This window comes from Bradyrhizobium genosp. L, assembly GCF_015624485.1.
GTDB lineage: Bacteria > Pseudomonadota > Alphaproteobacteria > Rhizobiales > Xanthobacteraceae > Bradyrhizobium.
In genome coordinates this window covers 3,163,790-3,189,192 of sequence record NZ_CP061378.1, presented here as the reverse complement: position 1 = coordinate 3,189,192, position 25,403 = coordinate 3,163,790, and the positions used below count along the sequence as shown (strand labels likewise).

29 protein-coding genes are annotated in these 25,403 nt (G+C 64.3%); 13 read left to right on the top strand and 16 right to left on the bottom strand.

Going from position 1 to position 25,403, the window contains the following annotated elements:
* Positions 1-475 precede the first annotated feature (475 nt).
* Entirely contained in the window at positions 476-655 is a 180-nt protein-coding gene (locus IC762_RS35255) for a hypothetical protein (RefSeq protein ID WP_246801570.1), read from the bottom strand.
* Here IC762_RS35255 and IC762_RS14845 point away from each other — a divergent pair.
* Genes IC762_RS14845 through IC762_RS14835 form a run of 3 tightly spaced genes read left to right on the top strand, consistent with a single transcriptional unit; the run spans position 654 to position 3,402 of the window.
* On the top strand, positions 654-2,255 hold the full coding sequence (locus tag IC762_RS14845; protein ID WP_246801568.1) for an ATP-binding protein: 1,602 nt from the start codon (positions 654-656) through the stop codon (positions 2,253-2,255). The two genes, IC762_RS35255 and IC762_RS14845, sit on opposite strands and share 2 nt — an antisense overlap.
* 50 nt (positions 2,256-2,305) lie before the next feature.
* On the top strand, positions 2,306-2,884 hold the full coding sequence (locus IC762_RS14840) for a peroxidase-related enzyme (RefSeq protein ID WP_195789510.1): 579 nt from the start codon (positions 2,306-2,308) through the stop codon (positions 2,882-2,884).
* A gap of 8 nt (positions 2,885-2,892) precedes the next feature.
* Complete coding sequence (locus IC762_RS14835; RefSeq protein ID WP_195789509.1) at positions 2,893-3,402, top strand: MgtC/SapB family protein; 510 nt, start codon at positions 2,893-2,895, stop codon at positions 3,400-3,402.
* Here IC762_RS14835 and IC762_RS14830 read toward each other — a convergent pair.
* Entirely contained in the window at positions 3,363-3,989 is a 627-nt protein-coding gene (locus IC762_RS14830; RefSeq protein WP_195789508.1) for a ParB-like protein, read from the bottom strand. The genes IC762_RS14835 and IC762_RS14830 overlap by 40 nt on opposite strands.
* A 92-nt stretch (positions 3,990-4,081) precedes the next feature.
* Here IC762_RS14830 and IC762_RS14825 point away from each other — a divergent pair, with 92 nt between their 5' ends.
* A complete protein-coding gene (locus tag IC762_RS14825; RefSeq protein ID WP_195789507.1) occupies positions 4,082-4,963 on the top strand; it encodes an ion channel in 882 nt (293 codons plus the stop codon).
* Positions 4,964-5,014: 51 nt separating this feature from the next.
* Here IC762_RS14825 and IC762_RS35785 read toward each other — a convergent pair whose 3' ends face one another.
* Positions 5,015-5,278, bottom strand: coding sequence for a hypothetical protein (locus IC762_RS35785; protein ID WP_433995909.1), 264 nt, complete (start codon positions 5,276-5,278; stop codon positions 5,015-5,017).
* Between IC762_RS35785 and IC762_RS35780 the strand changes: the two genes are divergently transcribed.
* The 6 genes from IC762_RS35780 to IC762_RS14795 all read left to right on the top strand — a co-directional run bounded on the left by IC762_RS35780 (position 5,174) and on the right by IC762_RS14795 (position 9,956).
* Entirely contained in the window at positions 5,174-5,524 is a 351-nt protein-coding gene (locus IC762_RS35780; protein ID WP_433995908.1) for a hypothetical protein, read from the top strand. The genes IC762_RS35785 and IC762_RS35780 overlap by 105 nt on opposite strands.
* Positions 5,525-5,715: 191 nt before the next feature.
* Positions 5,716-6,015: an acyl carrier protein gene (locus IC762_RS14815; protein ID WP_195789506.1), complete on the top strand. Its 300-nt coding sequence runs from the start codon at positions 5,716-5,718 to the stop codon at positions 6,013-6,015.
* A gap of 11 nt (positions 6,016-6,026) precedes the next feature.
* Complete coding sequence (locus IC762_RS14810; protein ID WP_195789505.1) at positions 6,027-6,503, top strand: 3-hydroxyacyl-ACP dehydratase FabZ family protein; 477 nt, start codon at positions 6,027-6,029, stop codon at positions 6,501-6,503.
* Positions 6,496-7,680 carry a beta-ketoacyl-ACP synthase gene (locus tag IC762_RS14805; protein ID WP_195789504.1) on the top strand — a complete coding sequence of 395 codons (1,185 nt, stop codon included), beginning with the start codon at positions 6,496-6,498 and terminating at the stop codon, positions 7,678-7,680. The genes IC762_RS14810 and IC762_RS14805 overlap by 8 nt, the downstream gene beginning before the upstream one ends.
* 39 nt (positions 7,681-7,719) lie before the next feature.
* Positions 7,720-9,000 (top strand): beta-ketoacyl-ACP synthase, encoded by a 1,281-nt coding sequence (locus tag IC762_RS14800; RefSeq protein WP_195789503.1) that lies wholly within the window; start codon positions 7,720-7,722, stop codon positions 8,998-9,000.
* Positions 9,001-9,020: 20 nt separating this feature from the next.
* Positions 9,021-9,956: a lipid A biosynthesis lauroyl acyltransferase gene (locus IC762_RS14795; protein ID WP_195789502.1), complete on the top strand. Its 936-nt coding sequence runs from the start codon at positions 9,021-9,023 to the stop codon at positions 9,954-9,956.
* A gap of 120 nt (positions 9,957-10,076) precedes the next feature.
* Here IC762_RS14795 and IC762_RS14790 read toward each other — a convergent pair whose 3' ends face one another.
* From IC762_RS14790 to IC762_RS14760, 7 genes are all read right to left on the bottom strand, one after another.
* On the bottom strand, positions 10,077-11,186 hold the full coding sequence (locus IC762_RS14790; RefSeq protein ID WP_195789501.1) for a polyamine ABC transporter substrate-binding protein: 1,110 nt from the start codon (positions 11,184-11,186) through the stop codon (positions 10,077-10,079).
* A gap of 6 nt (positions 11,187-11,192) precedes the next feature.
* Positions 11,193-12,362, bottom strand: coding sequence for an aminotransferase (locus IC762_RS14785; RefSeq protein WP_195789500.1), 1,170 nt, complete (start codon positions 12,360-12,362; stop codon positions 11,193-11,195).
* A gap of 8 nt (positions 12,363-12,370) precedes the next feature.
* Positions 12,371-12,700 carry a rhodanese-like domain-containing protein gene (locus IC762_RS14780; RefSeq protein ID WP_195789499.1) on the bottom strand — a complete coding sequence of 110 codons (330 nt, stop codon included), beginning with the start codon at positions 12,698-12,700 and terminating at the stop codon, positions 12,371-12,373.
* A gap of 121 nt (positions 12,701-12,821) precedes the next feature.
* Positions 12,822-14,747, bottom strand: a complete 1,926-nt coding sequence (locus tag IC762_RS14775; RefSeq protein ID WP_195789498.1) for a potassium transporter Kup — start codon at positions 14,745-14,747, stop codon at positions 12,822-12,824.
* A gap of 154 nt (positions 14,748-14,901) precedes the next feature.
* Positions 14,902-16,812, bottom strand: coding sequence for a potassium transporter Kup (locus IC762_RS14770; protein WP_195789497.1), 1,911 nt, complete (start codon positions 16,810-16,812; stop codon positions 14,902-14,904).
* Positions 16,813-16,925: 113 nt separating this feature from the next.
* Entirely contained in the window at positions 16,926-17,756 is an 831-nt protein-coding gene (locus tag IC762_RS14765; RefSeq protein ID WP_195789496.1) for an OmpA/MotB family protein, read from the bottom strand.
* 33 nt (positions 17,757-17,789) lie between these two features.
* On the bottom strand, positions 17,790-18,563 hold the full coding sequence (locus IC762_RS14760; RefSeq protein ID WP_195789495.1) for a motility protein A: 774 nt from the start codon (positions 18,561-18,563) through the stop codon (positions 17,790-17,792).
* Positions 18,564-18,838: 275 nt separating this feature from the next.
* Here IC762_RS14760 and IC762_RS14755 point away from each other — a divergent pair, with 275 nt between their 5' ends.
* On the top strand, positions 18,839-19,816 hold the full coding sequence (locus tag IC762_RS14755; protein ID WP_195789494.1) for an NADPH:quinone oxidoreductase family protein: 978 nt from the start codon (positions 18,839-18,841) through the stop codon (positions 19,814-19,816).
* Positions 19,817-19,931: 115 nt separating this feature from the next.
* Here IC762_RS14755 and IC762_RS14750 read toward each other — a convergent pair whose 3' ends face one another.
* From IC762_RS14750 to IC762_RS14725, 6 genes are all read right to left on the bottom strand, one after another.
* Positions 19,932-20,876, bottom strand: coding sequence for a DUF1259 domain-containing protein (locus IC762_RS14750; protein ID WP_195789493.1), 945 nt, complete (start codon positions 20,874-20,876; stop codon positions 19,932-19,934).
* Between the two features lie 54 nt (positions 20,877-20,930).
* The gene (locus IC762_RS14745; protein WP_195789492.1) at positions 20,931-21,272 is read right to left on the bottom strand and encodes a hypothetical protein; all 342 of its coding nucleotides are present in this window, start codon (positions 21,270-21,272) and stop codon (positions 20,931-20,933) included.
* 13 nt (positions 21,273-21,285) lie between these two features.
* A complete protein-coding gene (chrA, locus tag IC762_RS14740; protein ID WP_195790139.1) occupies positions 21,286-22,677 on the bottom strand; it encodes a chromate efflux transporter in 1,392 nt (463 codons plus the stop codon).
* A complete protein-coding gene (locus tag IC762_RS14735) occupies positions 22,674-23,492 on the bottom strand; it encodes a chromate resistance protein ChrB domain-containing protein (protein ID WP_195790138.1) in 819 nt (272 codons plus the stop codon). Before IC762_RS14735 ends, chrA begins: the two co-directional genes overlap by 4 nt.
* Before the next feature lie 364 nt (positions 23,493-23,856).
* On the bottom strand, positions 23,857-24,138 hold the full coding sequence (locus IC762_RS14730) for a hypothetical protein (protein ID WP_195789491.1): 282 nt from the start codon (positions 24,136-24,138) through the stop codon (positions 23,857-23,859).
* A 100-nt stretch (positions 24,139-24,238) separates the two neighbouring features.
* A complete protein-coding gene (locus IC762_RS14725) occupies positions 24,239-24,412 on the bottom strand; it encodes a hypothetical protein (protein WP_195789490.1) in 174 nt (57 codons plus the stop codon).
* Between the two features lie 318 nt (positions 24,413-24,730).
* Between IC762_RS14725 and IC762_RS14720 the strand changes: the two genes are divergently transcribed.
* A complete protein-coding gene (locus IC762_RS14720) occupies positions 24,731-25,153 on the top strand; it encodes an SxtJ family membrane protein (protein ID WP_195789489.1) in 423 nt (140 codons plus the stop codon).
* Positions 25,154-25,177: 24 nt separating this feature from the next.
* Complete coding sequence (locus IC762_RS14715) at positions 25,178-25,327, top strand: DUF5989 family protein (protein ID WP_195789488.1); 150 nt, start codon at positions 25,178-25,180, stop codon at positions 25,325-25,327.
* Positions 25,328-25,403 lie beyond the last annotated feature (76 nt).

Below are 25,403 nucleotides of genomic sequence, written 5' to 3'. Positions count from 1 at the left end.
CGCTGCCGAGCAAACTTCCCACCAACAGGCCGGCGCAGAAGGCCAGCCCCTTGGTCGAGCCTGTGTCGGCATTCCCAAACGATGGATTGCGGTCGTCGACGCTCACGCTGATCTCCCCCGGGCGCAGCAATCGTTACGCAGGACAAGTGGAAAGGGCGTTACAAGTCGCAGTTAGCAATCGGTTACGCGATAACACGAGACTCGGCGCGGCGCGTCGCGCCGCAGCATCCGTATACGTACGGAACGCCCTGGGCTCTCGCAGATATGGTGAACCCGGCGTTAACAGAAAAACCGCGAAACGATCGCGACACGTGTCGGAAAGCGACGATTTCGACGCCGAACTGCGCCGAAGCGGCGCGGCGCGCCATGTGACAGAAACAAATCCTGACCGGAATGGTGTAGATTTAGCCGATCCGGAACCATGGCGACTTAACGGTTTTTCCAGCCCCGCCTTGGCATATTGGTCCGGACATTTTCATTCGATCAGAGCGAACCAGGCCATAACTGTGACATCCTTCGGACGTGTGATCTCTGTGCGCGGCTCGCAGGCCCGGGTCGGGCTGTTGCCCGGCGGCCAGATGCCGCTTTCGGAAATGCGAGCGACCGTCGGCCGGTTCGTCAGTATCCGCTGCGCTTCATCGATCATCGTCGCCATGATCACCGAAGTCTCCTGCGAGAACCTGCCGGCGGCCGACACCTATATCGCGACCGCCTCGGTCGACCTGCTCGGCGAGATCCTCGGCGGCGAGCGCCCGAAATTCCAGCGCGGCGTCACCCATTATCCGACCATCGGCGATGCCGTCGAGCTGATCACGAGCCAGGAGCTGCGCACGGTCTATGCGCCGAGCGGTTCGGACCAGATCAACGTCGGCACGCTGCAGCAGGACCGCTCGATCATTGCCTATGTCGACGTCGAGGAAATGCTCTCCAAGCATTTCGCGGTGCTCGGCTCGACCGGCGTCGGCAAATCCACCGGCGTGTCGCTCCTGCTCAACGAGATCCTGAAGTCGCGGCCGAACCTGCGCATCTTCCTGCTCGACGTGCACAATGAATATGGCCGCTGCTTCGGCGACCGCGCCCAGGTGCTCAACCCGCGAAACCTGAAGCTGCCGTTCTGGCTGTTCAATTTCGAAGAGATCGTCGACGTCTTGTTCGGCGGCCGTCCCGGCGTGCCCGAGGAGCTCGACATCCTCGCCGAGGTCATTCCGATGGCCAAGGGCATCTACACCCAGTACCAGAACTCCGATCGGGTCGGGCTCGGGCTGAAGCGCATCGATCCCAAGCAGATCGGCTACACCGTCGACACGCCGGTGCCGTATCGCCTGGTCGACCTGATCTCGCTGATCGACGAGCGCATGGGCAAGCTGGAGAACCGCTCGTCGCGCATCATCTATCACAAGCTGATCTCGCGCATCGACGCGGTGCGCAACGATCCGCGCTATGCCTTCATGTTCGACAACGCCAATGTCGGCGGCGACACCATGGCGGAAGTGATCAGCCATCTGTTCCGCCTGCCCGCCAACGGCAGGCCGATGACCATCATGCAGCTCGCCGGCTTCCCCGCCGAAGTCGTCGATTCCGTGGTGTCGGTCTTGTGCCGCATGGCGTTCGATTTCGGGCTGTGGAGCGACGGCGTCTCGCCGATGCTGTTCGTCTGCGAGGAGGCGCACCGCTACGCTTCCGCCGACCGCAACATCGGCTTCGGCCCGACCCGCAAGGCGGTGTCGCGCATCGCCAAGGAAGGCCGCAAATACGGCGTCTATCTCGGCCTCATCACCCAGCGTCCGGCCGAGCTCGACGCCACCATCATCTCCCAGTGCAACACGCTGTTTACGATGCGGCTTGCCAACGACCGCGACCAGGCGCTGCTGCGTTCCGCGGTGTCGGATGCGGCCGCCAATCTGCTGTCCTTCGTGCCCTCGCTCGGCACCCGCGAGGTGCTGGCGTTCGGCGAAGGCGTGGCGCTGCCGACGCGGCTGCGCTTCAAGGAGGTGCCGCCGCACCAATTGCCGCGCGGCGAGGCCACCATCGCAACCGTCCCGTCGGTGACCGCCGGCCACGACATGCATTTCGTCAGCGCCGTGCTGGAGCGCTGGCGCGGCGCTACTTCGCATCGCGACACCTCGGCCAACGACCCCGGCATCAGCGCACCCGCGCCGCCGCGCACCATGGCGCCGGCAGAAGCTCCGATGCTGCAGCCGTCATTGGGCCTCGATCCGGATCGCTTCTCGCTCTTGAAGAAGCCGCTGCGCTAACTATGGTTCGGCATGACGCCGCATTCCCTGCGGCATGCTGGAACCAGCCCATGACGCAGCCGACCGCAGCACGCTTCCCGACGCCCGCTCTCAAAGATCTCCCCGAGGATATCCGCACCCGTATCCTCGCGGTGCAGGAGAAGTCCGGCTTCGTGCCGAACGTGTTCCTGACCTTGGCCTACCGTCCCGACGAGTTTCGCGCCTTCTTCGCCTATCACGACGCGGTGATGGAAAAGGACAGCGGCCTCTCCAAGGCCGAGCGCGAGATGATCGTGGTCGCGACCAGCGCCGCCAACCAGTGCCAGTATTGCGTGATCGCCCATGGCGCGATCCTGCGCATCCGTGCCAAGAACCCGCTGATCGCCGACCAGATCGCGGTCAACTACCGCAAGGCCGACATCACGCCGCGGCAGCGCGCGATGCTCGACTTCGCGATGAAGGTGAGCCGCGCGGCCGAGGAAGTCTCCGAGGCGGATTTCGCAGCGCTCGCCGCGCACGGCTTCAGCGACGACGACGTCTGGGACATCGCCGCGGTCGCGGCCTTCTTCGCGCTCTCGAACCGACTTGCCAACGTCACCGGGATGCGGCCGAACGACGAGTTCTACATGCTCGGGCGACAGTCGAAGTAGAGGCGGAATTGAGCGACTGGAGCGAGATCATCCTGCGCCTTGGCGCAGCTACGCTTGCCGGCGGCGCGATCGGCCTCGACCGCGACCTGCGCGGCAAGCCGATCGGCCTGAAGACGCTCGGCCTCGTCAGCCTCTCCACGGCCATGGTCGTGCTGCTGGCATTGCAGACCGTCGAACCCGGCAAGTTCACCGATGCGGCCAGCCGTGTGATCCAGGGCGTGCTGACCGGCATCGGATTTCTCGGCGCCGGCGTGATCGTCCGCCGCGGCGATCGCTTCCATGTCCACGGCCTGACCAGCGCCGCCTGCGCTTTCCTGGCCGCCTGCGTCGGGGTCGTTTGCGGCGCCGGACATTGGCCGATCGTGATCACCGCGCTGGTGCTGGCGTTCCTGCTGCTCACCTTCGGCAAGCGTGCGGAGACCTGGCTGCACCGCACGCTCGGCGGCAAGAATGATCCATCGCCACCGGGCGAGGCCGATCAGTCGTCCGACGCCGGGCCGCACCAGCCGGGCAGATAGGTCGCGCCCTGGCTGCGGCCGATCGCCAGTCCCTTCTCGAGCGCCTTGGCGAAGTTGTTCTCCACCGTCTTGCGCGGGATATGCCGGCGCAGGAAATCCGCCCAGAGGAATTCGCTGAACGGCGTGGTGTCCTTGGCGAAGCCGCCGGCGCGGCGCATCTCGCCGGCGAGGCTGCGGAACGGATCGTCCTTGAGATCCTTGATCGACTTCGGAATCTCCCGGAAATGACGGCGCTCGCCCTTGGAGTCGTAGGGATAGACCCAGCGCTTGTTGTCCATCACGCCCCAGAACACGTCGCGCTCGACCATCGTGAGGTCGCCGATCACGGTGACCAGGATGTCCTTGACGCCTTCCTCGTGCAGCGCGCGGGCCATGTGATGATGATCGACCACGTAGTAGCGATCGTCGGGACCATGGACCACGGGAATCATGTGCTTGCCGAGCAGCTCGGCGCGCTTCTTGTCCGACTTGTGCTCGCGCCAGCGCTTCCGCTTCTCCTTCACTTCGTGCATGCCGACCGTCATCTGCGTCGGCCGCAGCGACAGGATCGGCACCGGTTTGACATAGGGCTCGCGTGTATGGGCCATGATCTGTGCTCCCGTTTGACCGGCGCTCCGGAATAAGTTCCATTATGACATGATGTCACCGGCGGGTGAAAGAGGCCGATAGGCTCTAGACAATGGCTGGACCAGCAACCAACCGGACAAGGACTCGCAGCTTCCGCCTCGGCAACCGCGAGGTCATGACCGAGGGATTGGAGCTCGGCTTCTGGGCGGACATCAGCCATCGCTGCATGACGGCGTCGTGGCCGGCCTTTATCGGCGGTGCAGCATTGGTGTTCGTCGTCTTCAACGGCTGCTTCGCCCTGCTCTACTGGCTCGGCGATCAGCCGATCGCCAACGTGCCCGGCGGCCAGTACATCGACTACCTTTATTTCAGCATCGAAACACTCTCGACCGCTGGCTACGGCGACATGCACCCGCAGACGCATTACGGGCACTTCATCGCGGCCGTCGAGCTGTTCACCGGCATCTTCTCGATGTCGCTGATGACCGGGCTGATCTTTGCCCGCTTCTCGCGACCGAGCGCGCGCCTTCTGTTCGCCGACAATCCGGTGATCTCGGACCATGAGGGGCAACGGACATTGATGATCCGTCTCGCCAACGAGCGGCACAACATCATCGCCAATGCCTCGGCACGGCTTTGGCTGTTCAGGCGAAGTGTCAGCAAGGAAGGCATGACCTATCGCCGCTTTCAGGAGTTGGCGCTGGTCAGCAGCGACAGCCCGGCGCTGGCGCTGAGCTGGACCCTGTTTCATGTCATCGACGAAAGCAGCCCGCTGCACGACCTCGACGCCGCGGCGCTGGAAGCCATCAATGCCGGGCTCGGCCTCGTCGTATCAGGCTATGACGACATTGCAGCGCAAACTGTGCATGCGCGAAAATCGTACGAGCACGCCGACGTCCGTTTCGGGCATCGCTACGCGGAGATTCTCCGCGCGACGGACGACGGCCGTCTGTGGATCGACTACAGCCGGTTCCACGAGACGATCGAAGGCTGAATACCACCTCTGCGCGCACCAACATTTTAGGTGTGAAGCGCGGCGAACATGCTACATATAATGCGCGACGCGACCGGACTGACAGCAGTGAAAACGCAGCGGCCAATCTCTTCGGATGACGAGCACGTGGTGCTCAAGTTCCGGCCGCGTACCTCGGCGCAGCCACCCGGCAAGCGCGAGGAGGCGACCCGGTCGGTTCAGCCCGTCCAAATTCATTCCGCCCAAAGCCATTCTGCTCAAGCCCATTCTGCGCAAGTCAACTCCGCTCAAGTCAACTCCGCTCAAGCCGGCGCTGCTCGCCTCCGCCCTTCCCAAGTCCGCGCCGCTGAGAACCGGATTCAGGTCGCCGCTGACCTCTCCCGCTATGAAAAGCCGCGCGAGGAGCCGGACGATTTCCGCCAGCGCATGCTGGCCAACATCGCCGCCTTCGCCTTCACCGTGGCGCTCACCGCGATCGGCATCTGGCTCGCCATGAGCATCGCGGATTTGCGCAAGACCCAGGACTGCGTGCTGATGGGGCGCCGGGATTGCGTGAAGATGACGGTGCTGCCTCGAAGCTAGGCTGGCCGGAACCCTGCCTGCAAAGCCGGCAAACCATCCCGCTCCGGCCGGCCAAGCTCCATTGAACTAACGGCCCCGCTCCGATATACGGGCACACGACTCCGGCACCAGAAATCGGGCATTCCGGGTCGACGCGCCCGCCCCCTCCTGAGCCGACCCAGAATTACCTTCAATATATCAAAGGCTTAATGATGTCTTCCACATTCGAGCAGATCGCCAACATTATCGCCGAGACGTGCGATATCCCGCGCGACACGATCAAGCCGGAGAGCCACGCTATCGACGATTTGGGGATCGACAGCCTCGACTTCCTCGACATAGCTTTTGCTATCGACAAAGCGTTTGGGATCAAGATGCCGCTCGAAAAATGGACTCAAGAGGTCAACGACGGCAAGGCGACGACGGAGCAGTATTTCGTGCTGAAGAATCTCGCCGACCGGATCGACGAACTCGTCGCGGCCAAGAACGCGGGCGCGGGCACGGGCTCGTAATCGCGCCCGCCATGCAGCTCGAAACTTTCCAGCTGATCGACCGGATCATCGAGCTCGACCTCGAGGCGAAGACGGTTGTTGTCGAGGCCGACGTGCCGCCGCCCAGCCACAGCGTGTTCGCGGGACACTTTCCGGGCTACCCGATCATGCCTGGCGTGCTGCTCACCGAAGCGATGGCACAGAGCTCCGGCTGGCTGATCCTCGGCCTGACCAAGTTCGAGCGCATGCCCTTCCTCGCCATGGTCAGGGAAGCCAAGATGCGCGGCTTCGTCAGCCCCGGCTCGGTGCTGACGATCGAGGCCAAGATCGAGCATGAAGGCTCGGGCTTCGCCGTGACCTCGGCCAAGGTGCGTGTCGGCAAGGAGCTCAAGTGCAATGCCGAGCTGACCTTCCGGCATATCCCATTCCCGAGTCCGGACTTGCGTGTGCATATGGATGCGATGGCCTGCAAGATCGGATTTCCGCAGCAGGCAATGAGTAATGGCTGAGAAGGAAGTCTGGATCACCGGCGTCGGCCTGCTCTCCTCGCTTGGCGAGGGGCTGGACGCGCATTGGGAGGCGCTCGCCGCCAAGCGCGTCAATGCCGACGAGCAGCGTCTTGCGCCTTACGTGATCCATCCGATCGCGCCGGTCAGCTTCGACGCCCAGATCCCCAAGAAGGGCGATCAGCGCCAGATGGAGACCTGGCAGCGCATCGGCACCTATGCCGCGGGGCTGGCGCTCGATTCCGCCGGCGTCAAAGGCAATCAGGAAATCCTGTCGCGGATGGACATGATCATCGCAGCCGGTGGCGGCGAGCGTGACCTCAATGTCGACATGGCGATCAAGAACGCGAGCGCGCAGGGCAATCTGCCGCCGGCGCTTCTCAACGAGAAGCTGATGAACGAGCTGCGGCCGACGCTGTTCCTGGCGCAGCTCTCCAACCTGCTCGCCGGCAATATCGCGATCGTTCACGGCGTGTGCGGAACCTCGCGCACCTTCATGGGCGAGGAAGCCTCGAGCATCGATGCGGCGCGCATCGCGGCCGCCCGCATCGGGGCCGGCCAGAGCGACATCGCGCTGGTCGGCGCCGCGCATAATGGCGATCGCGGCGATCTCCTGATCCTGTATGCGTTCGGTAACTTCGCACTCAAGGGCCAGCACAGCTCGATCTGGGCCCGCGACGTCAATCCGGGTTTTGCCGTCGGGTCTGCCGGCGCCTTCCTGGTGATGGAGTCGCGCGAGCACGCCGAAGCCCGCGGCGCAAAGCCGTTTGCCAAGCTGACCAAGGTGGTCGCCGATCTCGGCCATCGCAAGCAGCCCGGCGCGGTGACGCGGTCGCTGCGGGCGATGTGGCCCAAGCTTGGCGTGAACGACGACAACGCGGTGGTGATCACGGGCATGACCGGCGCCGAGCCCGCGACGGCTGAAGAACGCGCTTTCCTCGGCGAGCACCCGGGGCTTGCCGTGCGCGCCAGCGGGACCACCTTCGGCCACACCATGGAGGCGCAGTTTCCGCTCGGGCTCGCCCTGGCGGCATTGTCGATCTCGCGCGGCGCGCTCTACCCGGGCAACGATCCGGCCGGGTTCGAGGTTGAAAAGGCCGACGCGCCAACCCAGATTGTGGTTCTGGGGGTCGGTCATTGGCAGGGCGAAGGCATGGCACTTGTCGAGGCCGTCAAGTAAATCTGGCCGGGAGCTTGATCCGGCAGCGACGGGGATACCATGGCAGCACCACGCGATAAATTCGGCCGTCCGATCGTTGTCGTGACCGGCATGGGGATCGTCACCTCGCTCGGCGCCGGCAAGGCCGACAATTGGAAACGCCTGACCGCGGGCGAGTCCGGCATCAAGACGGTGACCCGTTTCCCGATCGATGGCTTGAAGACGACGATGGCCGGCGCGGTCGATTTCGTCCCGGTCGAGCCTTTCTCCTCGGTCAGCCTGTCCGAGCGCCTGGCGACAATGGCGACCGAAGAAGCCCTCGCGCAGTCCGGCATCGGCAACAAGGGCGACTTCCCCGGCCCGCTGTTCCTGGCGGTCGCCCCGATCGAGGCCGAGTGGCCGCAACGGCTCGAAGTCGCGCGCGCCATCCCGAAGAAGGACTTCGACATCATCGACTATCTGGCGGCCTGCAGCGAAGGCGGCAGGTTCACGCATTATCATCGCCGCTTCACGTTCGGATCGGTCGCCCTCAACCTCGCCGAGGCCTTCGGCACCAAGGGCTCGCCGATCTCGCTGTCGACCGCCTGCGCCTCCGGTGCCACCGCGATCCAGCTCGGCGTCGAGGCGATCCGCCGCGGCGAGACCGATGCGACGCTGTGCATCGCGACCGACGGCTCGGTGAACCCGGAAGCCATGGTGCGCTTCTCGCTGCTCTCGGCCCTCTCCACCCAGAACGATCCGCCGCAGGGCGCCTCAAAGCCATTCTCGAAGAACCGCGACGGCTTCGTGATGGCCGAGGGCGCCGGCGCGCTGGTGCTGGAGAGCTACGACGCCGCGATGGCGCGCGGCGCAAACATCCTCGGCGTCGTCGCCGGCTGCGGCGAGCTCACCGATTCCTTCCACCGCACCCGCTCCAGCCCCGACGGCAAGCCGGCGATCGGCTGCGTGCGCAAGACGCTCGCGGACGCCGGCATGGAGCCGAACCAGATCGACCACATCAACGCGCACGGCACCTCGACCCCGGAAAACGACAAGATGGAATATCTTGCGACCTCGGCCGTGTTCGGCGAGCACACGGCGAACATTCCGGTGTCGTCGAACAAATCGATGGTCGGCCACACGATCTCGGCGGCCGGCGCGGTCGAGGCGATCTTCTCGCTGCTCACCCTCGAGCATCAAAGGATTCCGCCGACCATCAATTACGAGCTGCCGGATCCGGCGATCCCGTTCGACGTGGTCGGCAACAAGGCGCGCGATGCCAAGGTCACCGCCGTGATGTCGAACTCGTTCGGTTTCGGCGGGCAGAATGCCTCGCTGATCCTGACGCGCGAACCGGCCTGAGCCAGCGCTCGCTTCATGCGATGAAACGCCTGCTCCTTCGTACCCGCGCCGGCCTGCGAGATACCGCGAAACCCCTGCTCGATGCAGCCACCGGCGCTGCGACGATCGGCATGTTGCGGGCCACGCGCTATTTCGATCCGGACAAGACCGCAAGGTTCTTCGGCCGCGCCGCGCATTTCATCGGCCGTCGGTTGCGCGAAGACCGCATCGGCCGCGAAAATCTCACCGCGGCTTTCCCTGAGAAATCACCGCAGGAGATCGAGCAGATCCTCAGCGGGGTCTGGCACAATCTCGGGCGGCTCGGCGCCGAGTTTGCCCATCTCGACCGCATTTGGGACCATGATCCCGCCGATCCGGACAAGCCCAGCCGTGTCGAATTCTCCGGCCGCAGCAAGCAGCTGTTCGACCAGTTGCGCGACGACGGCAAGCCGGCGCTGTTCTTCGCGGCGCATCTCGGCAATTGGGAGCTGCCCGCGCTCGCCGCCGTGGCGCACGGGCTCGATGCTGCGATCCTGTTCCGCCGGCCCAACATCGAAGCCGCCGACCGCGCCATCGAACGGATCCGTGCGGTCAAGATGGGCACCATGGTCCCGGCCGGCCGCGACGCCCCGCTCAAGCTGGCGCAGGCGCTGCAGAACGGCCAGCATGTCGCGATGCTGGTCGACCAGTATCTGACCAACGGCGTTCCCGTCACCTTCTTCGGCCGCAAGACCACCGCCAACCCGACGCTGGCGCGGCTGCGCCGGCAGATCGACTGCCCGATCCACGGCACAAGAATCATCCGCCTGCCCGACGGCCGTTTCCGCGGCGAAGTCTCCGAGGAAGTGAAGCCGGTGTTCGATGCCTCCGGCCAGATCGACGTCCAAGGCACCATGCAGGCCGTGACCGATGTCGTCGAAGGCTGGATCCGCGAATATCCGGATCAATGGCTCTGGCTGCACCGGCGCTGGCGCTGATCAAGGACGTTCTGCCTGCGTCATTGCGAGGAGCGAAGCGACGAAGCAATCCATGCTTGAGCATGTGTGGTGGGATGGATTGCTTCGCTGCGCTCGCAATGACGGTGGCGACGCTTCGCGTCACTTCCCCGTCTTCACCCGCGTCCATAGCCGGTTGATGATCCGCTGCGTGGCGGGGTCGCGCGCGGTGATCACGAACAGCTTCTTCTGCATGGCTTCGTCGGGATAGATGTTCTTGTCGTCGAGGATCTTCGGATCGACGAGCTTCTGGCTCGCCAGATTGCCGTTGGCGTAGGACAGGAAGTTCGAGTTCTTCGCCGCGACGTCGGGGCGGTAGAGGTAGTTGATCAGCTCGTACGCCTCATTGACGTTCTTGGCATCCGCGGGGATCGCGAGATTGTCGAAGAACATCTGCGCGCCCTCTTTCGGGATGGTGTAGCCGATATCGACCCCGGTCTTGGCCTCCGCCGCACGGCTGCGCGCCTGCATGATGTCGCCGGACCAGCCGACCACGAAGCAAATCTCGCCTGTGGCCAGCGCGCTGAGATATTCGGACGAATGGAATTTGCGCACATAGGGCCGGATCTTGATGACGAGATCGGCGGCCTTCTCCAAATCGGCCTGCTTGGTCGAGTTCGGGTCGAGCCCGAGATAGCTCAGCGCCGCCGGCAGGATGTCGTCGGCGGAATCCAGCATATGGATGCCGCAATCCTTGAACTTGGCGAGGTTCTCCGGCTTGAACACCATGTCCCAGCTGTCGATCTTCGCATCGGGCCCCAGGATCTGCTGCGCCATCTTGACGTTGTAGCCGATGCCGGTGGTGCCCCACATGTAGTTGGCCCCGTAGGTGTTGCCGGGGTCGTAGGTCGCAAGCTCCTTCGTCACCACCGGCCAGGCATTGGCAAGGTTCGGCAGCTTCGCCTTGTCGAGCTTCAGGAACACCTTCGCTGTGATCTGGCGCTGCAGGAAATAGCCCGTGGGCACCACGACGTCGTAGCCCGACTTGCCGGCGAGCAGCCGCGTCTCCAGCGTCTCGTTGGCGTCGAACGTGTCGTAGACCACCTTGATGCCGGTCTCCTTGGTGAAGTCCTCCAGGACTCCCGGCGCCATGTAGTTCGACCAGTTGTAGAAATTGACCGTGCGCTCCTGCGCGCGGCTGGACGTGGAGAACAGCAGGACCGCAGCGAGCGTGCCGACGAAGTCGACGAGACGGCGGCCCTGCTTTCCCATTCCGGCTTACCTCTTGCGGCGGTGGACGGCGTCCGACAGGCGCTCCAGCGCACGATCGAGCGTCGCGTCCTTCTTGGCGAAACAGAAGCGGACGACCGACGTCACCGCATCCTGCTCGTAGAACGCCGACACGGGAATAGCCGCGACCTTGTAATCCCTTACAATTCTCCAGCAGAACTCGGCGTCGGTCTCGTTGAGCCCGAGCGGCGACAGGTCCACCGTGAGGAAGTAGGTGCCCTGCGACTTCAGCACCGGGAAGCCGAGGCTCTCGAGCCCCCTGGTCAGGCGGTCGCGGCTGCGCGCCATTTCCGTGCGCATGGTCAGGAAGTAGTCGTCCGGCTTGTTGAGGCCGTAGGCGACGGCGGCCTGCAGGTTCGGCGCCGTCGTGAAGGTGAGGAATTGATGCACCTTGGCGGCGACGCGCAGCAGCGGCGGGGCGGCGCAGACGAAGCCGATCTTCCATCCCGTGAGCGAGAAGATCTTGCCGGCGCTGCCGACCTTGATGGTGCGGTCGCGCATGCCGGGGATCGTGATCAGCGGGATGTGCTCGCGGCCGTCGAAGGTGACGTGCTCCCAGACCTCGTCGCAGATCGCGATGCTGTCGAATTCCTGGCAGAACCGCGCCAGCAGTTCGAGGTCTTCGCGCGGATAGACCACCGCCGCCGGATTGAGCGGGTTGTTGAACAGCACCGCCTTGGTCTTGTGATTGAAGGCGCTGCGCAGCATGTCCTCGTTGAGCCGCCAGTGCGGCGGCTCGAGCCGCAGCAGGCGCGGAATGCCGCCGGCCTGGCGGATGATCGGCAGATAGGAATCATAGACCGGCTGGAACACGATCACTTCGTCGCCGGGCTCGACCACGGCAAGGATCGCCGAGGTCAACGCCTCGGTGCCGCCGGAGGTCACCATCACCTCGGTCATCGGATCGAGCTTGAGCCCGTGCCAGCGGCCGTAATGCGCGGCGATCGCCTGGCGCAGTTCCGGGATGCCCATCATCGACGGATACTGGTTGTAGCCGTTGACCGAGGCGTCCGCGGCGGCGCGGCGGATGTCCTCCGGTCCGGGATCGTCGGGAAAACCCTGTCCGAGATTGATGGCGTCGTTGTCGCGCGCGGCCTGCGACATCGCCTCGAAGATGGTGACGGGCAGGTCCGCGAAGACCTTGTTCATCGAGATCATGGCAGGGATCAGCCGCCCGTCTTGGTCGGCAGTCCCGCCGCCTTCCAGCCGATGATGCCGCCGGCGAGGTGCTTGTCGTAGGGCAGGCCCGCGGCCTGCGCGGCCAGCGAGGCCGTCACCGAACGCTTGCCGGAGCGGCAGGCGAACACCACCTGCTTGCCCTGCGGATCGGGGATCGCCGATGGATCGAAGGTCGACAGCGGCACCACGACGCTATCGGGATAAGCCTCGACGGCGACTTCATTGGGTTCGCGCACGTCGACCAGGAGATAGCGGCCGTCGGCTATTCCCTTCGACACCTCGTCCGGAAACAAATCTTGCACCTGGTGGTCCGCCACGGAAAAATCCTCCCGACATCAGCTTGGCAGGCTTCGCGCCTCGCCCGGTCTGGCCGCAAAGTCGCCTCTCGCGCGGAGAAAATCAAGGCTCCGAAACGGGTTACGGCCCTGCGCGAAAGCTTTAGATCGTCACCTGCGTGCCGACCTCGACCACCCGCCCGGTCGGAATCTGGAAATAATCGGTGGCGTCGTTCGACGACCGACTCAGCGCGATGAACAGATGGTCCTGCCAGCGCGGCATGCCGGAATGCGCCGCCGGCTTCAGCGCCCGGCGGGACAGGAAGAACGAGGTCGACATGATATCGAACTGCCAGCCGAGCTTGCGGGCGATCGCCAGCGTCTTCGGCACGTTCGGCTGCTCCATGAAGCCGAACTTCAGCGTCACCTTGGAGAAGGTCTCGCTCAACTGCTCCATCCGCACCCGCTCGGACGGGTCGATGCGCGGCGTCGGCGCGGTCTCGATGGTGAGGATGACGTTCTTCTCGTGCAGCACCTTGTAGTGCTTGAGGCTGTGCATCAGCGCAGTCGGCGCGCTGACGGGATCGCTGGTCAGGAACACCGCGGTGCCGGAGACCCGCTGCGGCGGCCGCTTCTCCAGCATCCGCACGAGATCGTCGAGCGGGAATTCCAGCTTGCGCGACTTCTCGAACAATAGCCGGCTGCCGTGCCGCCAAGTGTACATCACGACGATCATGGCAGCGCCGAGCGCGAGCGGCACCCAGCCGCCCTCGAACACCTTGAGCAGGTTGGCCGTCAGGAAGGTGAGATCAAGGAACAGGAACGGCGCGATCAGCGCGCCGGCCGCGAGCGGCGACCAGCGCCAGACCCGCCAGATCACCACAAAGCCCATCATCGCCGTCACCACCATGGTGCCGGTCACGGAAATGCCGTAGGCCGAAGCCAGCGCGCTCGACGAGCGGAACATCAAGACCAGCACGATGACCGCGATGAACAGGAAGCGGTTGATGCGCGGCATGTAGATCTGGCCGGAATGCGCTTCCGACGTATGGCGGATCTCGAACCGCGGCAGCAGGCCGAGCTGGATCGCCTGGCGCGTCAGCGAATAGGCCCCGGTGATCACGGCCTGGCTCGCGATCACGGTCGCGACCGTCGCCAGCGCGACCATCGGGATCAGCGCCCAATCCGGGAACATCAGGAAGAACGGGTTCTCGATGCCCTTGGGATTGCCGATGACGAGCGCCCCCTGCCCGAGATAGTTCAGCGCCAGCGACGGCAGCACGATGAACAGCCAGGCGGTCTGGATCGGGCGCTTGCCGAAATGGCCGAGATCGGCATAGAGCGCCTCCGCGCCAGTGACCGCGAGAAACACCGCGCCGAGGGTGATGAAGCCGACCACGCCGTGATTGAGCATGAACAGCACCGCATGGATCGGGTTCAGCGCGTACAGCACCTCGGGATGCCGCGCGATCTGCGGCAACGCGGCGATCGCGATCACCGCGAACCAGACGCACATCACGGGGCCGAAGAAGGTGGCGACGCTGGCGGTGCCGCGCGACTGCACCGAGAACAGGATCACCAGGATCACCACCGTGAGCGGCACGACATAGGGATCGAAGGTCGCGGTGACGAGCTTGATGCCCTCGACCGCCGACAGCACCGAGAGCGCCGGTGTGATTACGGCGTCGCCGTAGAACAGCGCGCCGCTGACGATGCCGAGCATCACGATCGCGCCGGCGCCCTTGGCCGCCGCGCGCTGCGCCAGCGCCATCAGCGCCAGCGTGCCGCCCTCGCCGTTGTTGTCGGCACGCAAGAGGATCACGACGTATTTCAGCGTCACGACGATGATCAGCGCCCACAGGATCAGCGAGAGCACGCCGAGCACCGCATGCGTGGTGACCCCCGCCTCGCCGCCGCTCGCGGCAACGACGGCCTCGCGCAACGCGTAGAGCGGGCTGGTGCCGATGTCGCCATAGACGACACCGATGCTGCCGAGCATCAGCGCCTTGAAGCCGGCGGTCGAATGCGCTTCGCCATGCCCGTTGGCCGCGGGCGTTTCCGCCGCGGTGATCGCACTCTCGGATGACATGGAAAGTTGCGCCTCTGCCTTCTACCGCATCGCACAATGCCGGGTTGCAGGCCTATACTCCCGGCAGGAATGCATAGGTTAGCATGGATTCAGGTCCCGGCTATGCATATCACGCATAGGTCACAGTTTTTCAACTCCAGAATCCTGCGTTCCGTCAGATAGTTACCTGGGTACCCACTTCAACCACCCGGCCGGTCGGGATCTGGAAATAGTCGGTGGCGTCGTTGGCGGACCGGCTCATCGCGATGAATAGATGGTCCTGCCATTGCGGCATCCCGGACTGGGCCGACGGCTTCAGCGAGCGACGCGACACGAAGAACGAGGTCGCCATGATGTCGAACTGCCAGCCGAGCTTCCGCGCGACCGCGAGCGCCTTTGGCACGTTCGGCGATTCCATGTAGCCGAAGCGCAGCCGCACCGCGGTGAACTTGTCGCTGATCTTCTCGATCGAGACGCGCTCGGACAGATCGACCCGCGGCGTCGGCGCGGTCTCGATGGTCAGGATCACGTTGTGCTCGTGCAACACCTTGTTGTGCTTGAGATTGTGCAAGAGCGCAGTCGGCACGAAGCTGGGGTCGCTGGTCAGGAACACCGCAGTGCCCTTGACGATGTGCGGCGGCCGCTTCTCGAGGCTCTGGATCAGATCGCGCAGCGGCACCTCGATGCGCCGGGTCTTGGCGATCAGGATCGCCGCGCCGCGCCGCCAGGTCCAGATCATGATCGCGACCACGGCACCGAACAACAGCGGCACCCAGGCGCCCTCGAACAATTTCAGCAGATTGGCGCTGAAGAAGGTGGTGTCGATGATCACGAAGGGCAGGATCAGGGCTGCCGCGGAGGCCGCGCGCCAATTCCATAGTTTCCAGATCACGATGAAGCCCATGATGCCATCGGCGACCATGGTGGTGGAGACCGCGATGCCGTAGGCCGAGGCGAGCCCGCTCGAGGTACGGAAGAGCAGCACCAGCAGCAGCACGCCGATCAGCAGCAGCCGGTTGACCCGCGGCAGATAGACCTGGCCGGCGTGGCTCTCGGAGGTGTAGCGGACCTCGAAGCGGGGCAACAGCCCGAGCTGCACCGCCTGGCGGATCAGCGAATAGGCGCCGGTGATCACGGCCTGGCTTGCGATCACGGTCGCCAGCGTGGCAAGCCCGACCAGCGGCAGCAGCAGCACCTCGGGCACCATGCGGTAGAACGAATTCTCGATCGCGGACGGATCGGACAGCACCAGCGCACCCTGGCCGAAATAGTTCAGCAGCAGCGAAGGCAGCACGAAGAACAGCCAGCCGGACTGGATCGGCTTGCGGCCGAAATGCCCGAGATCGGCGTAAAGCGCCTCGCCCCCGGTCACGGCAAGGAATACGGCGCCGAGCGTCACCAGGCCGATGGTGCCGTGAGTCAGCAGGAACTGGAGCGCGTAATAGGGGTTGATCGCCGCCAGCACCGACGGATCATCCTTGATGTGGACGATCCCCATCGCCGCCAGGGTGCCGAACCACAGCACCATCACCGGCCCGAAGGCAGAGGCGACGCGGGCCGTGCCGTGGCTCTGCACCGAGAACAGGATCACGAGGATCAGGATCGTCAGCGGCACGACATAATGCTCGAGATGCGGCGTGGCGAGCTTGAGGCCTTCGACCGCCGACAACACCGAGATCGCCGGCGTGATCATGGAATCGCCGATGAACATCGAGGCGCCGACCACGCCGAGCACCAACAGCGGCCAGCTGCGGCGGCCGATCGCGCGCTGGCCGAGCGCCATCAGCGAGAGCGTGCCGCCCTCGCCATTGTTGTCGGCACGGAGCAGCAGCAGCACGTATTTCGCGGTGACGACGGTGAACAGCGCCCACAGGATCAGGCTGAGCACGCCCAGCACCATGATCCGTGTGACCGGCTGGCCGTGCGCGGCGCCGCCGACCGCCTCGCGGAAGGCGTAGAGCGGCGAGGTTCCGATGTCGCCGAACACCACGCCGATGCTGCCAAGCATCAGGGCCCAGAAGCCCGAGGTCGCTTGCCCCTGGCCCTGTCCCTCCTGGGCTTCGCTGGTTGTGACGCTGGCAGCCATGGCGAGGGTGGAACGCTCGATCGGTTGATTTTGATCCGCGCGGTGATCGACGCTTCCGCCTCACCTGTCAACCGAGCACAAGGTCACTCCCACCGTGGTCCAGTAACCCATTGCTACGGCTTCAGATCCGGCGGCAATGGCGGATTTTCCCGCATCAACGTGATGGTCACGCGACGATTCGCCGGCAAGGTCGGATCGTCCGGAAACAGCGGCTGGCCGTCGGCTTTGCCTGAGACCGCGAAGATGTGCGAGGACGGCAGCCCTTCCCGCTCCAGGATCTGCCGGACCGCATTGGCGCGGTCGGCGGAGAGGTCGAAGGCATCATAATCGCTGCGCGCCGGCACGAAGCCTGCGGCGGTATGCCCCACGATCGCGACCCGCAGCGGCGTCGCCTTCAAGGGCGCCGCAAGCTTCTGGATCAGCCGGCGGGTGCGGTCATACGGCTCCTTGGAGCCGTCGGCGAACATCGAGCGGCCGTCCTGGTCGACGATCTCAAGGTTCAAGCCCTCCTTGGTCTCCTCGAACATGATGTTCTTGGAGATTTCCGTCAGCTCCGGCATGTCCTGCAGCGCCTGCCGCAACGAGGCGGAGGCGAGCGCGAATTCGCGGTCGATCTTCAGCCGCGCGCCGTTGATCTGGCTGCGCTCCTTCTCGTCCGGCGTCGGATTGGCCGAGGATTCCTCCGGCGAGATGTGGTCGACATTCTTCAGCTTCGGCCGGGTCGGCAGGCCGTCGGATTCGACGATGCCGGAATAGCGTACATTGGTCTGCACGCCGAAGGCATCGCGCATCGAGCCTGCGACGATCTTCAGCTTGTTGTTGTCCATGGTGGAGAACGCGACGAGCATCACGAAGAAGCTCATCATCAGGCCCATCAGGTCGGCGAAGGTCACGAACCAGCCGTGACCGCCGCCATGTGCATCGCCGCGCTTTTTCTTGGCCATCGCTGCTTTCCCGGGAGCGCCTGATCCGAGCCGTCAGGCCGGGACCGGCTCGCCTTCCTCGTGGCGATGCTTCTCCGGCAGGTAGGCCAGCAACATCTCGCGTACCAGCGCCGGGCTCTTGGAGTCGCGGATCATCAGAATGCCGTCGATGATCAGCGTGCGGTTGGTTTCCTCGTCGAGCAGCTTGCCGTGCAGCTTGTCGGCGATCGGCAGGCAGAACAGATTGGCGACCAGCGCGCCGTACAGCGTCGCCAGCAGCGCGGTCGCCATGAACGGGCCGAGCTTGGAGGGATCGGTCATGTTGGCGAACATCTGCACCATGCCGATCAGCGTGCCGATCATGCCGAACGCCGGCGCGCAGTCGCCGATCGCGCGGTAGATCTTGCTGCCCTCGTCGAGATGCATCAGGAAATTGTCGCGGTCGCGCTCGAGATTGTCGCGGATGAATTCGAGGTCGTAGCCGTCGGCGACGTAGCGGATGCCCTTGGCGAGGAACGGCTCGGTGGTCTCGACCTTTTCCAGCCCGACCGGACCCTGCTTGCGGGCGATCTCGGCGATGCGGGCGAGCTCGTCGACGAGATCCCGCGCCGACAGCCGGCTCATCGTGAAGGCGAACTTGGCGCCGAGCGGCAGGCCGTGCAGCATCACGCCGAGCGGAAAGCGGATCATGGTCGCCGCGATCGAACCGCCGAAGATGATGATCATGGCATGTTCGGAAATGAACATGTGCAGGTCGCCGCCCAACAGCATCATCACCGCGATAACGGCGAAGCCGGCAACCAGCCCAGCGCCCGTCATGATATCCATGGGAGACTCCAACGCGTACGCAACACCGGTCCGTCCTGGACGGCGCGCGGCCCAAGGCGGACCGCGTGGCAAAACCCTAACGTTAATGCGATTAAGGACGCGTTACCGAATTTGGTAGGGATAACAATGGGTAAACGCCCCGTTCCTCGCGATGTCGTTGAAGATGCTGGCTTTCCACTGCGACCGCCGCCGCCGAATGCGCAAAAGGCCTCCCCGTAGAACACCGGACGTGGGATAGCTTGATTGAGGGGAAACGAACCAGCGAGCAGAGCAGGATGAAGGCGGTTGTCGTCGAGCAATATGCGTCCATCGATCAGATCGGGCTGAAGGACATCGCGATGCCCGAACCCGCGCCCGGCGAGGTCCGGATACGGGTGCACGCGGCAAGCATCGGCTTTGTCGATGGGCTGAAGGTCGAGGGCCGCTACCAGACCAAGGATCCCCTCCCCTTCACGCCAGGCGCTGAGTTTGCCGGCGTGGTCGACGCGGTGGGCAATGATGTCGTCGGCATCGCGCCGGGAACGCGGGTGATGGGCGCGGCGCGCTCGGGCGGGCTCGCGGAGTATGTCACCGTGCCGGCGGCAGCCGTCGAGCTCATGCCGGACCGGCTGTCGATGGAGGCGGCCGCCGCCTTCCGCACCAACTACCTCACCGCGCTGTACGCGCTCGGCGAACGCGGCGCGCTCCGCGCCGGCGAGCAGCTGCTGGTGCTGGGCGCTGCCGGCGGCACCGGGATTGCCGCGATCCAGGTCGGCAAGCTGCTCGGCGCCCGCGTCATCGCCGCCGCCTCGACCGAGGCGAAGCGCGACTACGCCGCAAGCTTCGGCGCCGACGCCGTGATCGACTACACCGAGCCCGATTGGCGCGACGCGCTGAAGCAATCGACCGACGGCCATGGCGCCGACGTGATCTTCGATCCGGTCGGCGGCGAGGTGTCGTTGCAGGCGTTCCGCTCGATCGCGTGGAATGGCCGTCATCTCGTGGTCGGCTTTGCCGCTGGCACCATCCCCGCTCTGCCGTTCAACCTGCCGCTGCTCAAGGGCGGCCTCCTGATCGGCGTCGACGCCGCCCAGATCGCCCGCCGCGAGCCGGAGGCGCTGGCGCGCGTGACGGCGCAATTGTCGGCGTGGCTGAATGACGGCAGGCTTTCGCCTGTCGTCGGCAAGGTGTTCGCCTTCGAGGATTTCCGCGCGGCGTTCAAGACCATGCAAACGCGCGCCGCGCTCGGCAAGATGGTGGTGCGGATCGTGTAGGGTTTGTGGCGCTGCCGTCACGTCACCCTCGGTGTGCGCGCAGGGACGGCAGTGAGTTTTGCTGCACCGCTCGCCAAATAACCTGCTGAGCCCTAGTCCCACCTCTTACGAAACGTCAGCCTTTCGTGCTTGCCGTCTTGTCGAGCGCAGCGCGCAAGCCTTTGGCGAGCATCACGGCATCATCGTTGGCCCAGAAATGCATGAAGAACAGCCGCGGCTGCTCGTCCAGCATGTGGCTGTGCAGCGCGGTCACCGCGATGCCATGGGTCCGCAGTGCCATGATCACCGGGTTGACCTCCTCGCCGGTCAGCACGAAGTCGCCGGTGATCGCCGCCTTGCCGCCACCCGTGGGCTGGAAATTGATGCCGATGGCAACGCCCATCGGCCCGACCGGGGTCAGCGGCATGCCGCCCTCGGTGATCGGATCGCGGCGCGGAACGTTGAACTGATAGACGCCGCCATTGGCCTGCCCCTTGACGCCAATGATCTGGTCAAGCTGGACGGTGTCGAGATCGACAGCTGGCGGGGACGCCGTCGATGCCGCGACCGCAAGAGGCGTCTTGCTTTCGGCGAGCGCGTCGCGGATCGCGGACGCGATCCGAACCGGGTCGCCGTGACCGGCCACGTGCATGTAGAACGTCGCCGGCGTTGCGCCGAGGAGATGGTTGTGAACCGCGGTGATCTCCAGTCCGTTGGCGATCATTTTCGCCATGACCGGGTTGATCTCTGATTCCAGGAGCACCAGATCGCCCATCGCCATGATGCCGCCATGCATCGGCTTGAATGCGACCCAGCCGCCGAGCGCCAGGGCCGGTTTGATGGTCACCCCGTCGAGCGTCACGGCGAGATCGGTCCGCGGAAATCCGTAGCGGTGCACGTCGCCTGCGACCGCGGCCTTGCGGCCCAAGGTGTCATCGACCTTCTGCCAGTCGACGTCCTGCGCATGGGCTGACGTCACGAAAGGCTCGGCGAAGATTTGCCAGTCGATCTTCTGCGCGCTTCCGCCGGTGGCGAGAAGGCAGGCACCGATGCCGGCGAGGACTGGGATCACTTTTCGCATTGAACCGCTCCACTAAAACCTAGAGGTCTGGACTTTTGCCGCTCTTGCGCCGACTTATTCCTTCGAGAGTTCGACGATGGTCTTGATGCCCGCAATGCTCCGCACCGAAATTTCGACGAGGTCTCCGAAACGGACGGCATTGAAAATCAAGCCGTCTTGAACCTTGAACCGCTCGATCGCATCCGATGACAGCCGGATGTTGATGGTGTCGCTGCCTTGATCGACGCTGTCGACAACGCCACGCAGCATCTGGGTCGCGGGCGGACGCACGGGGGCTGGAGCCAGCAAGACCGCTGTGCCTGCCGCAGTAGCATCCTCGCCCCGATCCGCTGGCGCAGCCACCGCGAAACCCGATAGCAGATAGGCTGTCGCGGCAGCCAAGATCATTCTCGCCATGGTTGCTGTCTCCCTAGATGATGCCTGCCAGACGCAGCAGGACGCCCGCGATGCAGGACGCAGCGAGCACCACGAGCATCGCGATGTTGAACCGGAAGATCGCCACGGCCGCCGCGAGCGATAGCGTGAACGCAAATGGATCGATGCTGCTCATCACGGGCGCATCGAACGATAGGCCTGCGCCGTGGACCGGAAAGGTCTGCCTGAACAACGTGTGCAGCGCGAACCAGATCGACAGATTGAGGATCACGCCGACGACTGCGGCGGTGATGGCGGTGAGTGCCCCTGCCAACGCCTTGTTGCCGCGCAGCGCCTCGATGTAGGGCGCGCCGACGAAGATCCAAAGAAAGCATGGCGTGAAGGTGACCCAGGTCGCGAGCAAGCCGCCCAGCGTAGCGGCGAGCATCGGCGGCAATCCGCTTGCCTCGCGGAACGCGGCCATGAAGCCCACAAACTGGACCACCATGATCAGGGGTCCGGGCGTGGTCTCCGCCATGCCGAGCCCATCGAGCATCTCCCGCGGACTCACCCAGCGATAATATTCGGCGGCCTGCTGCGCGACATACGCCAGCACGGCGTAGGCGCCGCCGAACGTCACCATCGCCATTTTGGAGAAGAAGATCGCGATTTGGCTGAAGACATCATTCGGCCCCAGAGCAAGGAGGAGTGCCAGGACAGGGACGAGCCAGAGCGCGAGCCAGACGGCGGCGACACGAACGGTACGTGAGCTGCTCGGCTTGACGTGATCAGGCACGGCCTCGCCCAGCAGGCTATCGATCGCCGCCGAACTCTTTCCTCCGTGTTCGACCGCCGCGAACTCGGGCCTGCCCAGCCGAGCCCCGACGAAACCGAACACGCCTGCAACAATGATGATGAGCGGAAATGGCGCGCCGAAGAAGAAGATCGCGACAAAGGCTGTCGCCGCCAGCGCGATCATGACGGGATTGCGGAGTGCGCGCTTTCCGACCCGGACCACCGCCTGGATCACGATGGCGAGAACCGCCGCCTTCAGGCCGAAGAACAGGGCCTCGACGAAGCCGACATTGCCATAGGCCGCATAGATGTAGCTCAGCCCCATAATGGCGAAGATACCGGGCAGGATGAACAATCCTCCCGCCACGATGCCGCCTGCCGTACGGTGCAGCAGCCAGCCGATATAGGTGGCGAGCTGCTGGGCCTCGGGTCCCGGCAGCAGCATGCAGTAATTGAGCGCGTGCAGGAAGCGCCCTTCGGAGATCCAGTTCTTCTCCTCGACGAGGATGCGATGCATCACCGCGATCTGGCCGGCGGGTCCGCCGAAGCTCAGGATGGCGACACGCATCCAGACCAGCAGCGCCTCGTTAAAGGTGATGCCATGAGCCGGCGCTTGCGCGCCGGCCCGACCGCTCTCCGCAAGATCGGTCATGGCTTCACCTTGTTGGTCGGCCAGTTGTGGGTTTCCCTGGTCGCGTCGCGGCACCAGCGATAGAAGGCGTCATAAAGCAGCAGCCCGGCGCTCAACTGCTCGAGGTCATCGTCAAACATCCGCGAAAGACCGAGCGAAGCCGCGAGCAGCCCGGGCGCCTCCGGGGACAAATCGAGCCGTGCGGTGTCGGCGGCCCGCACCATGGTCGCAAGCCGCTCGAGTGCTGGCGTCGACAGGCCGAACTCCTTGACCATCACATCGAAAGTGCAGAGTTCGCCGCGATGGCTCCAGAATACGTTCTCGATATCGAACGAAGTCGCCTGAAATCGCTCGGCGACCGCTTCGACCTCGGATGGTGAGACAAACAAAAAGACCGCGGTGGGATCAACAAAACGGCGGATCAGCCATGGGCAGGCTATGCGGTCGATCTTCGGCCGCGCGCGCGTCACCCAGACGGTGCGGCCGCGCCCGTCGCGCTTGGGGATTTTGTCAGCCGGAACGGTTGGGAGCTTTGCCTCGGTCCAGCCGAGGTGACCACCCTCCAAGACCTCCGCCGCGACATTGCCGCAGCGCAGCCACGCCGCGGTGCCTTCACTGAGTTTCTGGCCCTTTTGGCAGATCACGACCACGGACTTGCCGGTCATGCCCGAGGCCCAGTCATGGATAGCGAGATGCGAACGGCGCATCGCGCCCGGGATCAAGCGCGGATCGGCGGAAAAATCCTCCTCGATGCGCACATCGATGAGGGTCGGCGGGGTCGCCGTGCCGATCAGCCGAGACAATTTTTCAGGTGAGATCGAGGTATATGATGACATGCTGCGCCCTTGGTGAGTAAAGGACGCGATTCTTGGGCATGTCGCCTCGCGGGGAGATCGCACATCCCCGTGGCTCCGAATTAAAGCCCTGGTGCTTCGCCTGTCAACCGGTCTGTGCCGACAGCATCGGCGACGTCGCGGAACAAGCCGTCACGAATGGTTCATCCGATCCTCCGCGCGCATGGAACTCGTCGACCATGAGTCTCAGCGGCTGATAGGATGATGCACCATCCCTCCTCCGCGCTGCGACAAAAAAGCCAATTCGGGAAGCGGCCCGAATCGACAACCCTCCCCCTGTTGGCAATGGAGGACAACTTTGCAGAGCCGAAAGAATGCGCGTTGGTCCGAGGATGACGACAAGCAATTATTGAGGATGCGCGGGGCCAGATTTCACACCCGCCAGATCGCACAGGTGTTGGGCCGGTCCGAGACAGCCATCATGCTTCGCCTCGCCTTCCTGCACAGGCCGGACCAGACCGTTCGTCAGACTGGTCCTGGAGCCGTCAATCTCCGCGCAGATCGGCACGAGCCGCGCGCTCAGCAGGCGATGCAGTCCGGCGAGCGCATTGCGGCGCCAGGCAGCGCCTGGATTGCGGACGTCGGTTTTGCCCGCCCGTCCGCGCGGCCGATCATCGTCCGACGGCATTCCGAGTAGCGTTCACGGGCAGCCGGCTGGCGCGTGTTCTGGATTCTTGTTTTGAGGCGCTTTCTTCACGCGAACCGGTATCCACTTCGCTCGAAACGCTCTAGGAAAGCGTCGGGTCGATCAGGGCGAAATGCACGTGATCGTCGACGACCTTTTCCTCCTTGGCCAGCTTCTCTGCCAACGCCAGGACCTGAGCGCGTTTGTCGGGATCCAGGATGCAGAAGAATGCAACAGCGAGCTTCAACGCTTCCTCGTCAGACGGCCGTGCGAGCATCGGAGGCTCCGTTCAGCAGGCTTTTGTCTTACGCGCTTCGAGCGCGGTTGCCAGTTGGGTTGAGCGCGCGAATATTAACACGTTAAATGATTCTGCGCCAGTTTCCCGATAACCCGCCCGGCGCATCGCCGCCGGCAGACGGCACGCCGGGAAGGCGCGAGACCCCACTGCCAGATATTGCTGGCGAATGGCGAATGCGCTTAGTAGAAATCGTTCAAACCTAGTCCGAACGCCGAAATCCAACGCCCAAGTCCAAACCGTCCAAATCCAAACCGCCCTAGTCCAAACCGCCCAAGCCCAACCGACCAAGACAGGCCGATGCAGCTATTGGAACCGGTACGTGACGACGAGATCGTGGTCGGGCCGAGCAACCGCAATTTCGGGGGCACGATGGCGGCGGTCTGTGCCGTGATCGGCCTCCTCGGATGGTACAAGGGTTCTTCGCACGCGCCGATCTGGATCGGCGTCGCGGCCGTGTTCGCCGGGCTCACGCTGTGGCGGCCGCAATCGCTTTCACTCGCCAACCGCGCCTGGCTGAAGCTCGGCCTCCTGATGTACCGCGTGGTCAATCCCGTGGTCATGGCCATTCTTTTCTTCGGCGCGATCCTGCCGATCGGGCTCGTCATGCGCCTGTTCGGCAAGGATTTCCTTTGTCTTGCCCGCGACGTTTCGTTGCGAACCTATTGGCTGCCGCGGTCCGATCCGCGGCCACCGTCGGAGTCCATGCGTCAGCAGTTTTGAAGTTCCGTCAATTTCAGAGGCACGATGTCATTCCTGCGCGAATTATTTGCGTTCATTCGAGCCCGCCGTAAGTTCTGGCTGATCCCGATCTTTGCCGTGATGCTCATGCTCGGCGGACTGTTGGTGCTGACCAAGGGATCGGCGCTGGCGCCGTTCGTCTACACGCTGTTCTAGAGCATGATCCGGAAAAGTGTGACGCGGTTTTCCGAAAAGATCATGCTCAAAACAAGGAGCTAAAGCGCGATGACGT